Source organism: Bifidobacterium platyrrhinorum, assembly GCF_010667645.1.
Classification (GTDB): domain Bacteria; phylum Actinomycetota; class Actinomycetes; order Actinomycetales; family Bifidobacteriaceae; genus Bifidobacterium; species Bifidobacterium platyrrhinorum.
In genome coordinates, this window is record NZ_WHZV01000006.1 from 45,964 (window position 1) to 60,216 (window position 14,253).

At 65.0% G+C, this 14,253-nt stretch carries 9 protein-coding genes and 2 tRNA genes; 3 read left to right on the forward strand and 8 right to left on the reverse strand.

Annotated features, from left to right (window positions below):
• Position 1: 1 nt before the first annotated feature.
• From yicI to GFD21_RS07470, 6 genes are all read right to left on the reverse strand, one after another.
• Positions 2 to 2,446 (reverse strand): alpha-xylosidase, encoded by a 2,445-nt coding sequence (gene yicI, locus GFD21_RS07445; protein WP_163197347.1) that lies wholly within the window; start codon positions 2,444 to 2,446, stop codon positions 2 to 4.
• Between the two features lie 63 nt (positions 2,447 to 2,509).
• Positions 2,510 to 3,601: a LacI family DNA-binding transcriptional regulator gene (locus GFD21_RS07450; RefSeq protein WP_163197348.1), complete on the reverse strand. Its 1,092-nt coding sequence runs from the start codon at positions 3,599 to 3,601 to the stop codon at positions 2,510 to 2,512.
• Positions 3,602 to 3,745: 144 nt separating this feature from the next.
• Positions 3,746 to 4,630: a carbohydrate ABC transporter permease gene (locus GFD21_RS07455; protein ID WP_163197349.1), complete on the reverse strand. Its 885-nt coding sequence runs from the start codon at positions 4,628 to 4,630 to the stop codon at positions 3,746 to 3,748.
• Complete coding sequence (locus tag GFD21_RS07460; protein WP_163197350.1) at positions 4,627 to 5,562, reverse strand: carbohydrate ABC transporter permease; 936 nt, start codon at positions 5,560 to 5,562, stop codon at positions 4,627 to 4,629. The genes GFD21_RS07455 and GFD21_RS07460 overlap by 4 nt, the downstream gene beginning before the upstream one ends.
• Before the next feature lie 135 nt (positions 5,563 to 5,697).
• The gene (locus tag GFD21_RS07465; protein WP_225431724.1) at positions 5,698 to 7,053 is read right to left on the reverse strand and encodes an ABC transporter substrate-binding protein; all 1,356 of its coding nucleotides are present in this window, start codon (positions 7,051 to 7,053) and stop codon (positions 5,698 to 5,700) included.
• Positions 7,054 to 7,140: 87 nt separating this feature from the next.
• Positions 7,141 to 9,258, reverse strand: coding sequence for a glycoside hydrolase family 36 protein (locus tag GFD21_RS07470; RefSeq protein WP_163197351.1), 2,118 nt, complete (start codon positions 9,256 to 9,258; stop codon positions 7,141 to 7,143).
• A 721-nt stretch (positions 9,259 to 9,979) separates the two neighbouring features.
• Here GFD21_RS07470 and GFD21_RS07475 point away from each other — a divergent pair.
• Complete coding sequence (locus tag GFD21_RS07475) at positions 9,980 to 10,459, forward strand: Dps family protein (protein ID WP_163197352.1); 480 nt, start codon at positions 9,980 to 9,982, stop codon at positions 10,457 to 10,459.
• 903 nt (positions 10,460 to 11,362) lie between these two features.
• On the opposite strand, the gene GFD21_RS07480 is transcribed toward GFD21_RS07475, so the two are convergent.
• Positions 11,363 to 13,018 carry a peptide ABC transporter substrate-binding protein gene (locus tag GFD21_RS07480; RefSeq protein ID WP_163197353.1) on the reverse strand — a complete coding sequence of 552 codons (1,656 nt, stop codon included), beginning with the start codon at positions 13,016 to 13,018 and terminating at the stop codon, positions 11,363 to 11,365.
• A gap of 169 nt (positions 13,019 to 13,187) precedes the next feature.
• Positions 13,188 to 13,895 carry a M48 family metallopeptidase gene (locus GFD21_RS07485; RefSeq protein WP_163197354.1) on the reverse strand — a complete coding sequence of 236 codons (708 nt, stop codon included), beginning with the start codon at positions 13,893 to 13,895 and terminating at the stop codon, positions 13,188 to 13,190.
• Positions 13,896 to 14,012: 117 nt separating this feature from the next.
• Between GFD21_RS07485 and GFD21_RS07490 the strand changes: the two genes are divergently transcribed.
• A tRNA-Ile gene (locus GFD21_RS07490) sits at positions 14,013 to 14,086 on the forward strand.
• Positions 14,087 to 14,160: 74 nt separating this feature from the next.
• A tRNA-Ala gene (locus GFD21_RS07495) sits at positions 14,161 to 14,233 on the forward strand.
• The last annotated feature ends 20 nt before the right edge of the window (positions 14,234 to 14,253 follow it).

Here is a 14,253-nt window from a genome sequence, read left to right on the forward strand (position 1 = left end):
GTCACAGCGTCGCGACGCCGCCGACCGACTCGACGATCCCGCCCGTCGAACCGAGACGGGCGGCGAACGCGCGACCGTCGGAACTGCGCACCTCGACGCCGCCGTCACCGGTCCGCACGGCCGTGAACGTCACCGACGACCCGTCGATCTCGGTGACGCGCGCCTCGGCACGGCCTTCAACGCCATCGGCGCCGGCGCCATCGGCATCATCGCTCAGGAACACCGACACCAGCGCGTGATCGCCGTACGTGCGGTCCGGCTTCGTCTCGCCGGGATTGGTGACGACGACGCTGCCGTCGCGCACCCAGAGCGGCACCGAATCATAACCATGCGTCTCCTGGCGCCAGACGCCGCCGCGCGCCCGCTCGCCGGTGAACCAGTTGGTCCACACGCCGGCCGGCAGGTAATAGGACACCTCGCCGGAGTAGGTGAACACAGGCGCCACCAGCAGCGACGGGCCGAACATGTACTGCCGGTCCAACGTGCGGCAAGTGGGGTCGTCGGGGAATTCCAGGAACATGGAGCGCATGACCGGCGTGCCGTTCTCGTGCGGCTGCAGACCGGCCTCGTACAGGTACGGCATGAGTTCGAGCTTGAGCTTGGTGAACCGGCGGGCCACGTCCACGGCCGTCTGGCCGGGAGCGGGCTCCACGCCGTTCCTCCGGTCCTCCTCGTCGAACAGCCACGGCACGCGGTACACGCTGGACCCGTGCAGGCGCGAGTGCGATCCCAGCAGGCCGAACGCCAGCCAGCGCTTGTAGACGGCCGGATCGGGGTGGGCTCCCTCGAACCCGCCGATGTCGTGGCTCCAGAACCCGAAGCCGGACGAGGTCAGCGACAGGCCGGCGCGCAGCGTCTGTGCCATGCCGTTGAACGTCGATTCGCAGTCACCGCCCCAATGCACGGGCTGGCGCTGGCCGCCCACGGTCGCGGAACGCGCGTACAGGCAGGCGTTGCCCTTGCCGTACGTCTCCTCGATGGCCTCGAACACGGCCTGGTTGTACAGCTGCGTGTACCAGTTGTGCATCGACAGTTTGGGGGAGCGGTCGTGCCAGACCACGTCGCGCGGGATGCGTTCGCCGAAATCGGTTTTAATGGCGTCCACGCCCTGGCGCAGCAGCCGCTTGACCTTGCCCTTGAACCAGTCGCGGGCCTCCGGATTGGTGAAGTCCACCAACCCCATGCCGGCCTGCCAGAAATCGGTCTGCCAGACCTCGCCGTCCGGCTTGCGGACCAGATAGCCGTGTTCCATGCCCTCACGGAACATGTCGCCCTGCTGGCCGACGTACGGGTTGATCCACGCGCAGATATGCAGGCCCTTGTCCTCGTGCAGCCGGCGCAGCGTCGATTCGATGTCGCCGAAGAAACGGGTGTCCCACTCGAAGTCGCACCAGTGGAATTCCCGCATCCAATAGCAGTCGTAGTGGAACGCGGCGAGCGGGATGTCGCGTTCGGCCATGCCGTCGACGAACGAGTTGATGGTCGCCTCGTCGTACTTCGTGGTGAATGAGGTCGTCAGCCACAGGCCGTAGCTCCACGCCGGCACGTTGGCGGGGCGGCCCACGAGCCGCGTGTACCGGTCGAGGATCCGCTTGGGCGTCGGACCGTAGATCACGCAGAAGTCGACGGCCTCGCCGGGCACGGAGAACTGCACGGCCTCGGTGTTCTCGGAGCCCACCTCGAAGGACACGTGCCCGCGGTTGTTCACCAGCACGCCGTAGCCGTTGGAGGTCATGTAGAACGGGATGTCCTTGTACCCCTGCTCGGAGGCGGTGCCGCCATCCTCGTTCCATACGTCCACGGTCTGCCCGTTCTTGACGTAGGCGCCGAACCGTTCACCCAATCCGTACACGGTCTCGCCGACCGACAGGCGCAGCTGCATCGCGGTGAACACGTCCGATTCGTCGTAGGCGGAACCGTCCATGCTGACGCCGAACTCGCCGACCGGCTGGGCGGTGACGTTGGCATCGGGACGCAGCTTGAAGCGGGCCAGCGACTTGCCGGCGGATTCGGTGAGCGTCCTGCCGTCCTCGCCGAGGAACGTGAGGTTCCACGGCGCGCCCTTGACGACCTTCGCCGTCAGCCCGCCGGTGGTCAGCGTGACGGTCGCGCCGTCCTCGCCGGTCTCGCCGTCGCCGTCGCCGTTTGCGGTCACCGTCACGTAGTCGCGGCCGCCAGGCTCGTCCTCGTCGAGCGGGAAGCCGGGATACGCCGTCGCGCCGCGCCAGTGCTCGGCGCGCACGCGGATCACGCCTTCCGCCGGCGACGTGACGTCCACGTCGAAGGTGGGCAGGTTGAGCGTATCGGCACGCCCGCGGATCACCGCGGCGGGCGCGAGCACGTGCAGTGATTCGCGGTCGGGATCCGCGGAGATCCCGTACGCCTCGCGCGCGTACAGCGCGTCGACGCCGTCGCGCATCAGCCAATATCCGTTGGTGAACTTCATCGTTGCCGTTCCTTGTATCGGGGATGTGGGTGGGTCGGTGTTGCCGGTATTGTCACCGGGCCGCTACGCCTCGCGCGGCGGCGCCGTGGACTCGCGGATCACGAGATGCTCGCTCACGTCGCCACCGGCGAACACGTCGCCGGAGACGTCGCCCACGGAATCGGGATCGTCGGCGCCACCACCGGATTGCGCGTCGCCGCGATGCCCGGCCAGCAGTTTCTCGACGGACAGACGGCCCAGACGCTGGAAGTCCTGACGCCACGTCGTGATGCTCGGCACGGTGAGCGAGGAGATCGGATTGCCGTCGAACCCGGCCACGCTGATGTCCTCCGGCACGCGCTTGCCGCTACGGACGATGCCGCGGATCACGCCGGCGGCGATCTCGTCGTTGCCGGCGAACACGGCCGTCACGTCGGCCATTGCGGCGAGGGACCTGCCGATCGCCTCGGCCTTGCTCACATCCCATGTGGTGGAGATGGGTTCGGGCACGAACGCGCCGACGTCCTCCAGCGCCTGCCGCCAACCGAACTGACGCGTGTACTCGTTGCCGTTCTCCGGGATCGACACATGCCACACCGTGCGATGCCCCAGCCCGAGCAGGTATTTGGTGATCTGGTAGCCGCCCTGGTAGGAGCCGATGATCAGGCTTTTCGCGTTGTTGTCGTCGGCGGCCTCGTTGATGACCGATGTGGGCACGCGCTTCTCGATGTACCCCACCAGGGAGTGCAGGGACGAGGTGCGGGCCACGTCCAGCAGGATGCAGCCGACCGGGTTGTTGCGCAGCAGCGCGTCCACGGTCTCCTTGGCCTTCACCACGTCGTCGTCGAGCAGGGTGATGCTCACCAGGTAGCCACGCTTGCGCGCCTCCATCTCGATGCCTTCGAGCAGCTGCATCGGACCGTACAGCGAGATGTCGCAGGCCACCACGGCGATGGAGGAGAACTCGCTGGACACCAATGCCCTGGCGATGGCGTTCGGACGGTAGTTGAGCACGTCGATGGCCTGTTCGATGGCGATGCGCTTCTGCTCGCTCAGATGGGGGCCGTCGTTGAGATACCGGGACACCGTCGATATGGATACGCCGGCGAAGCGGGCGACGTCCTTGATGGACGCTGCCTTGCGCTCCACGCTCTTCGTTCTCGCTTCCTGGGCCACGATGCTTCCTCACATGCTATGGAAACGGCCACGCCCCGAGATGCCGGGACGTGGCCGACGGTACCGGTAACAGCTTGCCTCACATGGTACCCGAAACGGAGACCGTGATGACAACGTTGTCGGTCTGGATTGATGGCGGGCCGTTTATTTGACCGCTCCGCCCGTGATGCCGCTGATGATCTTCTTCTGGGCGATGGCGAAGATGATCAGGAGGGGCAGGCTCATCAGGATGATGTAGGCGAAGATGAGATGCCAGTTGTTGAGGTACAGGCCGGCGGACGCCACGTTGTACAGGTTCAGCGGCAGCGTATCCATGTTGCCGGAGAGGATGAACAGCGCGTAGAAGACGTCGTTCCAGATGTACAGGATCAGCATGATCGTCGCCGATGCCATGGTGGGGCCGAGCAGCGGGAACACGATCGTGAAGAAGATGCGCATCGGGGAGGCGCCGTCGATGCGGGCCGCTTCCTCGAGGGAAATCGGGATCGTACGGATGAAGCCGGTCACGAAGAAGATGACGGTGGCGAGGTAGATGCCCACGTACACGCAGATCATGCCGATGGCCGTGCCGGCCAGGCCGATCATCTTGAGCAGCATCATCACGGTGACGACGGCCGGCGGCAGGATCAGTCCGGAGATGCACAGCGCGTACACCAGCGACATGGTCTTCGTGGTGCGCCGGGCGAAGATCCACGACGCCATCGAGCCGAACAGCAGCGCGATGAGCACGGACGGGACCGTCACGATGACGCTGCCGAAGAAGGCGGCGATCATCTTGCCCTGCGACAGGACCGTCGCGAAGTTCTCGAGCAGATGCCACTGGGAGGGCAGGCTCAGCGACAGCTGCAGCGCCTCCGCCTGGTCCTTGCCGGCCGTGACGATGAGCAGATAGAACGGCAGTCCGAGGGAGATCACCACCAGCAGCGTGAGCAGGATGATGTGGACGATGCGTCCGCCCTGGGACTTCTTGCCTACGATGCCGGCGCCGCCGTCATTGGTCTTCGTGGCGCCGAATGCCGCGTTACTCATAGGATCTTCGCCTCTCTTCTACGCAGGTACCAAATCAACGGGATGGCAATGATCATCACGACGATGAACAGGATGAGGCTCATCATCGTGGACTGCGAATACAGTCCCTGACCGAACGTGCGCCACACGAACAGGTTGAGGATCTCGGTCGAACCGCCGGGGCCGCCCTGCGTGGTGGCCTGCACGGTGTCGAAGCCGTTCATCGAGCCCAGCAACGAGGTGGCGACGTTGAAGGTGAGCGCGGGGGCGAGCAGCGGGAACTTGATCTTCCAGAAGATCTGCCAGCGGTTCGCGCCGTCGATGGCGGCAGCCTCGAGCACGTCCTGGTCGATGGTCTTCAGGCCGGCCAAGTAGATGAGCATGGCCAGGCCCGCCCACTTCCATCCCTGGATGGCGGAGACGAGGACGATGGACCACGTCGTGCTGCCCAGCCACGGGGTGGCGACCGTATGCCCGACGATGGCCGACAGGATCTGGTTGACGGCGCCGTTGGACTTGAGCATCGCCTGCCACACGTAGCCGACGGCCAGGGCGGACATGAGCACCGGGATGAAGAACAGGACTCGGGCGATCTGGTTCTCGACGGTGTCCTTCTCGAGGAACACGGCCAGCGCGAGGCCGAACGTGTTCTGGAAGAACGCGACGCAGATGGCGAATACCAGCGTGATCCTCAGATCACGCAACAGCATGCCGTTCGAGAACAGGCTGGTGAAGTTGTCGAGACCGTTGAAGTCGATGGTGGTCTTGAACGCGGACCAGTCGGTGAACGCGTAGACGAAGTTCAGGATGGTGGGGACGAAGAAGAAGATGACGAGGATGATCGCGGCCGGCAGGACGAACTTCACCGGGTAGTTTTTCTTGAGCAACGCGCGTTGCTCGACCGGTGAGCCGCCGGCGTGCGAGGCACCGCTCGTCGATGATGCGGTGGACATGTGACCTCTCTATTTCACGTGGATCGGAATGCGGATGAAATACGGGTTGGATTGCGGATCGGATGTAAGCGGAACGAGTGGCCGATGCCGACCGACCGGCTCCTGCGGGGCCGACCGGCATCGGCGGGGAAGGGGCTAGAAGCCCTTGGCGCCCTGCGCCTTGGCGACCTGGTTGAACTGGTCCTGGGTGGTCTGGGCGACTTCCTTCGGGGTCATCGTGCCGTTGACCATGCTGGCCAGGTTGACGTAGAGATCCGGATTGGCGATGGCCAGCGACTGCATGGAGCCGACGCTGTTCGCGATGGAGTCGGAGGCGTCGATGGCGGCCTGCGGCACGGTGTCCGGGGTGTCCACGGTCTTGAGGGCGGAGACGATGTTCTGCTGCTTCACGAAGTTCGCGTAGCCGTCGCTCATCCAGAAGTTGATGAACTGGCGGGCCGCGGCCTCACGGGTGGCGTCACCGGTCTTGAAGGCGACCACGCCGCTGGAGCCGTCCGGGATCAGCGTGGTCATGGTGCCGTCCTTGGAGATCGGGAAGTATCCGATCTTCGCGTCCAGAGCGGACTTGTCGTTGTTGGCGAGCGCGGCGATGGCGAGGAACTGGCTGGCGTTGCCGAAGATCATGCCGGTCTTGCCCTCCCACAGCGCCTGTTCCTGCTCGGTGTCCTTCGCCGAGCCGGCGTCGGAGTTGTACAGGCCCTTCTTGAACAGGTCGTTGTAGTTGTTGATGGCCTCCATGATGGTGCTGTCGGTGAACTTCTCCTTGCCGGTGTTCACGCGATCCCACAGGCCGTCCTTGGCGGCTTCGGCCAGCTGCGCCTGCACGGCCCACTGGGTGCCCCACTGGGAGCCGCCCATCTCGAACAGCGGCGAGGCGACGCCGCTGACGTTGGCGTCCTTGATCTTCTGCGCGTCGGCGACGAACTCGTCCCAGTTCTTCGGCACGTCGGTGATGCCGGCGGACTTGAACACGTCCTTGTTGTAGTAGACGCCGATGGTGGACGGGGCGGAGACGAGCACCGCGTAGCGGGTGCCGTTGTAGACGCCGGCGGCGTCCTTCAGGCCGTCCTTGTAGTTGTCGAGGAACGGGGCGTTGTCGAGCTTCTGGAGCTTGCCTTGGGCGACGAAGCCGGTGAGCATCGAGGTGGTGGGCTGCCAGAAGGCGATGTCGGGCATGTCGCCGGTGGTGATCTTCGTCTGGGCGTTGTTCTCGTAGACCTCGGGGATGGTCTGCAGGTCGACTTCGGCGCCGGTGGCCTTCTCGAAGTCCTTGATGACCTGGACCGGGATCTTGTTCGCCTGGGGCGAGGACCAGAACGTGAGCTTGACGCCCTTGAGGTCCTTGGTGGCCTCCGGCCAGTAGTCGGATGCGGAGGTGTCGGTGGAATCGGTCTTGGCGGTGGGGTTACCGCAGGCGGCTAGCCCCCCCCCCAGCATGGCCATGGCGGCGATCGCGGCGGCGACTCGCTTCATGTTCGTGGTGAACCTCATTGTTTTCCTTTCCTTTGTCGATCCCGAGGGACCGTGTTCCTTGTCTCGGAGCAAAGCTGTTGCGGTTCGGGGCGGCGGCCCCGGCGGTCACCGCGCGAAGGCGACCCGGAAGGTGCGTGCGACGTATTCGCTTGCGGGGACGGTGACGTGCAGCGTGCCTGTCGTCGCGTCCCAGCGGGATGCCCATTCCGGCAGCCCGTCGCGGACCGGGTACAGCGTGGTCACCTCGGCCGCGCGTCCGGCGGCCTCCGGCACGACGAGTTCCACTTCGCGGCCGGCGCAGTTGCGCGACCAGACGCTGATGAGCGCGGTGTCGTCGGCGCGCAGGCCCGTGCTGACGACGTCGTCGGTCCAGCCGGCCAGTCCGAGCGGCCAGAACGGCACGGACCGGGTGATGACCGGGCGGACGACGTTCTTGTACGCCTCGACCGCGTCCTCGACGAGCACCATCTGGCGGTCGGAGAACCGGTTGACGTAACCGGACAGGAAGAAGCGGCCCAGCAGCGAGTTGGTGATGGCGAACGTGAACTCCTCGTCGTTCATCGACCGTTCCGGGTACGCCCAGTTGCCGGCCTGCTCGGGAAGCATGCTCATCGGGGCGGCGGCCGTGATCACCGGGTACAGGCGGAAGTCCTGCTGGTCGGAGGTGGACAGCAGCTGGAAGTTCGAGGACTGCGCGAAGTCGGTGCGCATGCCGCCGGACGAGCAGTTCTCGAGGATGAGGCCGGGGTGGCGGCGGTACAGGCCCTTGATCCACTCCGTGTAGGCGCGGTTGTGGCCGAGCAGGCCGTCGCCGGCGCTGTCCGCGTCGCGGGTGGTGCCGGGGCCGGGCATCACGTTGTAGTCGAACTTGAAGTAGCCCACGCCGAACTCGTCGATGAGACGGTCGACGATGGCGTTCATGTGGTCGATGACGATCGGGTTGCGGAAGTCGAGCAGGTAGCGCTGCTGCTCGACCACGCGCTGGCCGTGGTTGAGGAAGAACGCCTCGTCGGGGAGCTGCTCGGCGACGGGGCTTTCTACGCCCACGACCTCGGGTTCGAGCCACAGGCCGGGGACCATGCCGTTGGCGTGGATCGCGTCGATGACCTCGCCGAGGCCGTTGGGGAAGCGCACGGTGGACGGCTTCCATTCGCCGACGGACGGCCACCAGTAGCCGGTGTCGTCGTACCAGCCGGCGTCCACGCAGAAGATCTCGGCGCCGGCCTCGGCGGCGCGCGGGATGAGCGGCAGCAGCTTGTCGGTGGTGGGATCGCCGTTGAGGGTGTTCATGTAGTCGTTGAACACCACCTTGTTGGTCACGATGTCGTCGTCGGGGTTGTGCATGGCGCGACGGTACGCGGTGAGTTCGGCGATCGCGTCGTCGAAGTCCTTGCCGAGCACGGCGGAGGCGGGGACGGTGGTGAACGTCTCACCCTTGTCGAGGCTGACGGTCCAGCCGTGGTCGCGGTAGTCGGGGCCGGACAGCGCGAAGTAGCCGTCGGCGTTGTCCTCGCCGGCCTCCCAGCGCCAGGCGCCGTTGTGCTCGACCTGGAACGCCCACGCGAGACCGCCACGAACGTTCCTGAGCACGCCGATGGGCAGCGCGGTGCCGGTGGAGAAGGTGCCTTCGGAGATCACCTCATGGGTGCCCTGCGGGTCGCGGCCCACCATCTGCTGGTTGAGGAACGGGCACAGTTCGCGCATCGGCGTCTCATGCCAGCGGCCCTCGCCGAGCCAATCGGTGTCGCACTGCAGCAGGTTCCAGCCGTCGAAGTCGGTGCCGCCGTCCGGGTCGCGTGTGCCGAACGACGCCGCGAACGAGGTCGCCGATTCCAGCACCAGCGGGGTGTCCGCGGTGTTGGCGATGGTCACCGTGGTCCGGAACATGCGGCATCCGCGCGGCAGCAGGAAGTGCGCGGTGGCGGTGAAGCCGTATTCGTCGGATGCCATGACGATGTCGAGTTCGTCGCCGAGGTCGGTGCTCGTGGCGTTGGAGGAGCGGTAGCGCAGCGACTGGCCGAGCGAGGTCTGGGTGAGGCGGTGGTTGCAGATCCAGTGGCCGGTGCCGCGGCCGGCGGCGAGCACCTCGACGAACGGCTGCTCGTGCGGGAATGCGACGGCACCGTTGCGGTCCTCGATGCCATTGATCACCACGGGTTTGTCGTCGGCGTACGCGAATCGCAATGTCACCGCGTCATTGCCCCATGTAAACGTTCCGGCCATCGTTGCCCATCCCTTTCGCAGTTCTGCTGCGGCACGTGAAACCAACATATAAGAACGTTTCTAATTTCATTGCACATGCAAACACTTCAACGTGTGTTTATATGCGTAAGAAACCCTTATATTTCAGTACTTCAGCGTACCTTTTCCGTCTTTGTTTATGACTCTCATCATAAACTGGTAACGTTTCGAATTCAAGTTGGCGACCAATGTCGTTTCTGCATCGAGCGGCATAAGGCGCGTCATCACTGGCGACACGCCGAGGCCACGGTCCGGAGACGGACGGGCGATTCATCCACCAAGGCGTCGTCGTCATTCATTCACCAAGGCGTCGTCGTCCGAGACGGCAACGGCATCGAGGGAACCAACGGACACGGCAATCGAAACAGCGGCGACGAATCCGTCGGAGAGGCCAATGGAGAAGCCAACGGAGAGACCGACAAGCGGAGTGAATCCCGACGACTCATCGGACGATCACACCGAGATGACCCCGGGATGACCGGACGATCCGTCGGGACCCCCACCCGGACCGGCCCCCACCCGGACATGAATTCCACCGGCCCCCACCCGGACATAAATCCGTCCGAGAGGGGTATGCCATCAACGGTGTGACACTTCTCACCTTTCCCGGACCGCCGTCTCGGCCCGGAGCGAAGCCGGGGAACGTAGACTTGGAGGATAGGTTCCTTACGGGAGATTCCCACAAGGACAGGAAGGAACACCAATGACCCTTGCATTCATCGTCCCGGGCCTCGACGAAGCGACCTCGGAGAAGGCCATCGCCATTCTGCAGAACCGTCTCAGCCAGGAGCAGGAGGCCGCGCTCGTCCTCAAGCACGCGCACTGGAACGTGACCGGCCCGAACTTCATCGCCGTGCACGAGATGCTCGACCCGCAGGTCGAGGTCGTGCTCGCGCAGGCGGACGAGACCGCCGAGCGCATCGCCACGCTGGGCGGCACCCCGGACGGCCGCGCCGACGCGATTACCCGCAACCGCACGTGGAAGCCGTTCGACCTCGAGGGCCGCGCCGGCACCGAAGCCTACCTGCAGGCGCTCATCGAGTACTACGACGCGTTCATCGCCGACGACCGCAAGGCCATCGCCGAGCTGGACGAACTCGACGTGATCAGCTCCAACATCATCCAGGACCACGTCCAGGAACTCGAGAAGTTCCAGTGGTTCATGCGCTCCCACCTCGCGTGAGGCGACACGGCCACGAGCGGCGGATTCTACGGAGAACATCCCATTGCTCCGTATTTTCCGCCGCTTATTCGTTCCCAGCGGCGGAAATTACGGAAATCCACCCTATGCTCCGTAATGTCCGCCGCTGAGCATACGTAAGCGTCCGTTGTTACGGAGCAATGGGCTCATCTCCGTAACAACGGACGCTTGATCCGCATGACGTCACCGTTGCAACACCGCCCACGATTCCCCGACACGGAAAACCGCGTCCTCCCGAAAAACCATCGAATCCGGAGCGATCCGACCCGACAATCGGGTGCGGTTCGCCCTCTCCACGGGAGACGAGGCCGGCGTGACCGGCGACGGCGCAACCGACGCAGACGAGACGACACGCTAGACCACAGTTTGCGGGACACCCCAATGCCGCGACCACCTGATCAGGCCCGTTGAGTCCGGCACCGCGCCGCCCCCATGCCTCAACGAGGCCCGCACCGCGACTCATACCGCCGGCACCCCCCGGAACCGCATCCTTGCAGCTCAACAAGATCCACTTCCCGAACGCCGACGCCACGCCGCGCCACCCCATCATTCCCCGGAACCGTATCCCTCAATACGAAGTCGGCGGGTTTTCGGGTTGGGGGAGATCCCGATTTGCCCCTCGACGCATGTCAATCGATTGATATGCGGTGAGTGGCGAAGACCCTCGTCACAGCAACGTTGGAAAATGGCCGATTCACCATTTCATCACATCACCACCACGCGGAGGCTCGCTGCACACAACAACAAAACCAGCCGAATCGCGGTTGTGTGCAGCGACGAATCGCGCACCCACCCGCAAAACGACGGAACCCGCCCCCACAAGGAGGACGGGTTCCATGGCACGGATGGCGCGAAAGGCACAGGGGACGAACCCCGGCCGCGGTCCTACTCCTTCACCAGGTTCTGGTACTCGGGCAGGCCCATGTAGTTGAACTTCACGTTCTCGACGCCCTTGGACGCGCCCGCGGAGACGTTGCCGTACCACAGCGGGATCACCGGCAGGTCCTTGAGCAGCTGCTCCTCGGCCTGATGGTAGTACTTCACCGAGCCGTCGAGCGTGGTCTGCCTCGCGGCCTCGTCGATCAGCGCGTCGAACCCGGAGCTCTTGTAGTCGCCGTTGTTGAGCCCCTTGCCGTCGGCGAAGGAGGAGTCGTACGCCTGCACCAGATAGCCCTCGGGATGCGGGTAGTCGGATTGCAGTCCCTGCGTGAACGCGGCGTCGATGGTGCGGTCGCGCACGGCGCCGGAGAAGTCCTTCTGCGTGGGGAACGGATACGATTTCGCATCGATGCCGATCGCGTTCCTGATCGAGTTGACGATCGCGTCCACCCACTGCTTCGAGCCGGAATCGGCGGCGTAGGCGAGGCGGAAGGTGCCGTCCCACGGTGAGATCGCGTCGGCCTTCGCCCACAGCTCCTTCGCCTTCGCGGCGTCGTAGGAGAGCACGTCGGAACCGGCGAGCGACTTCGAGTAACCGGCGATGGCGGGTGCGGTGAAGTCGGTGGCGACGGTGGCGGTGCCGCGCAGCACCTTGTCGACGATGCGGTCGCGGTTCACCGCGTACGAGATCGCGGCGCGGCGCAGACGGCCCTCCTCGCCGGTGAAGTGCTTGAGGTTCGAGGGGATCGTGAACGCCTTGAATCCGGGGCCGGCCTTGGAGAACGACTGGATCGAGCTTTCGTTCCTGTACGTGGCGAGCGCGCTGGACGGGATCGTGTCGAGCACGTCGAGGTTGCCGGCGGTGAGGTCGGCGTACGCGGATTCGAGGTTCGTGTACAGCTTGAACGTCACGCCGCCGTTCTGCGCCTTGCGCGGGCCGGTGTACTTCGGGTTCGGCGTGAGCCTGATCTCGCCGTCGTGCCTCCACGACTCGAACCGGTACGGTCCGTTGCCGACCGGCTTCTCGCCGAACGCCTTGATGTCCTTGTACGCGCTGGAAGGCAGCGGCAGGAACGCCACGTCGCCCACCTTGTAGTCGAACGACGAGTCGGGCGCGGCGAGCGTGACCTGCAGGGTCCGGTCGTCGACGACCTTCAGGCCGGACAGCTGCGCGTTCCGGTCGCCGTGCTCGTCCTGCAGTTCGTCGTAGCCCTTGATGGTGGAGAAGATCGCGGCGCCCATCTGGCCGTTGGCGGCGTTCGCGGCGAACGACCACGACTTCGCATACGTTTCGGCGGTGATCTTCTCGCCGTCGGAGAATTCCAGTCCGTCACGCAGCTTGATCGTGTACTGCGAGGCGTCGTCGTTCGGCGTGATCGATTCGGCGTCCGCGTAGATGAGCTTGCCGGTGTCGCTGAACGTGACGAGGCCCTCGAACAGCTGCGTCACGACCTTCCAGCCGGCGAGGTCGTTCGTGTCCGACGGGACGAGTCCGCTCGCCGGTTCCACGTCGTTGACGACGACCACCTGCTTGCCGTCGGTCTGTTCTACGGTGTTCGCGTTCGTGTCGCCTGTGGTGCCGCAACCGGACAGCGTCAGTCCGATGCCCAGCACGGCCGCGATGACGGCGGCGATACGCCCGCCCGGATTCCCCTTGCGCATATGTTCCCCTTATGTCGTGTTCCCTCATGCCGAGGATGCGCCGGCGACTCCCATACCACCCGGCCACCGGCGCATATCTCGATTCGATGCGTGCATCGACGCATATCACTGTATGGGCACGCCGGACATTATGCCGCGGGCGGCACCCTCGGAAGGGAACGGGAGGGGATCAGAGCACCACGCGACGGTTGAGTTCGCGGCGCAGCTCCCGCCATCGCGGCAGGTAGGAGTCCATGCGCGCCTGGAACCTCGGCCCGTGGCCGTGTTCCCACAGGTGCGTCATCTCGTGTACGAGCACGTATTCGAGGAACCGCGGCTCCATGAGCCCGAGTTGGAGGTTGAGCCTGATGCGCCCGGTCTTCGGCGTGCACGACCCCCATCGCGAGGTCATGAGACGCAACGTGATGTGCGTGGGACGACGGCCGACAATCGGCCCCCATTTGTCGAGCAGGGCGGGCAGCGCCGCCTCGATCGCGTCGGAGGCCCGCCGCTTGCGCTCGTCGGTCCAGATCCGCGTGCGGTCGAAGTCGGGGGAGGGGACGTTCGCGTCGCCCGACGGGTTTCCCGCCGCACCGGCGTCGTTCGCCACGGCCTCCGCGGCGCGATGGCGCGCCTCGGCCATGCGCCGCCGTTGCGCGAGGATCCATTCCCGGCGTTCGCGCACCATGTCCTCGATGCGGCGCTCCGCCATCCGCGGCGGCGCGGACACCTCGACGTCGCCGAGCGGCGGTTTGACGCGCAGATACATGTTCCTGATGCGTTTGCGCACGACCCTCACCTCGATGCCGTCCACCTCGACGACGCGCGCGGATACGACGGCATGCGCACCCCGGTTCACGGGATTGGCGCGGGGCGACGGCGAACGACGATAGGGCATACCCGTCATTGTGCCGCGGCGCCAGACAACGCGACACGCCGATGGGCTCTCTTCTTTGACAGGTCGCGATTCGCATGTATTATATCTACTCGTTGCGCTTTTGAAGCGCGATGGATCGGGCCCGTAGCTCAGGTGGTTAGAGCGCATCCCTGATAAGGATGAGGTCGGAGGTTCAAGTCCTCCCGGGCCCACGGAAAAATCTGGCGGCCATGTTTGAGCCGCTATTTTTCTATCCAGAACCAAATAGCATCATCTCCGATGATTCGGGGCATTGGCGCAGCTGGTAGCGCATCTGCTTTGCAAGCAGAGGGTCACCGGTTCGAACCCGGTATGCTCCACAACACAACAAGAAACCCCG

Coding starts and splice junctions, on each gene's coding strand:
- GFD21_RS07485 (WP_163197354.1), bottom strand. CDS start 13,895: ATGCCCTATCGTCGTTCGCCGTCGCCCCGCGCCAATCCCGTGAACCGG.
- GFD21_RS07465 (WP_225431724.1), bottom strand. CDS start 7,053: ATGAGGTTCACCACGAACATGAAGCGAGTCGCCGCCGCGATCGCCGCC.
- yicI (WP_163197347.1), bottom strand. CDS start 2,446: ATGAAGTTCACCAACGGATATTGGCTGATGCGCGACGGCGTCGACGCG.
- GFD21_RS07455 (WP_163197349.1), bottom strand. CDS start 4,630: ATGAGTAACGCGGCATTCGGCGCCACGAAGACCAATGACGGCGGCGCC.
- GFD21_RS07460 (WP_163197350.1), bottom strand. CDS start 5,562: ATGTCCACCGCATCATCGACGAGCGGTGCCTCGCACGCCGGCGGCTCA.
- GFD21_RS07470 (WP_163197351.1), bottom strand. CDS start 9,258: ATGGCCGGAACGTTTACATGGGGCAATGACGCGGTGACATTGCGATTC.
- GFD21_RS07475 (WP_163197352.1), top strand. CDS start 9,980: ATGACCCTTGCATTCATCGTCCCGGGCCTCGACGAAGCGACCTCGGAG.
- GFD21_RS07480 (WP_163197353.1), bottom strand. CDS start 13,018: ATGCGCAAGGGGAATCCGGGCGGGCGTATCGCCGCCGTCATCGCGGCC.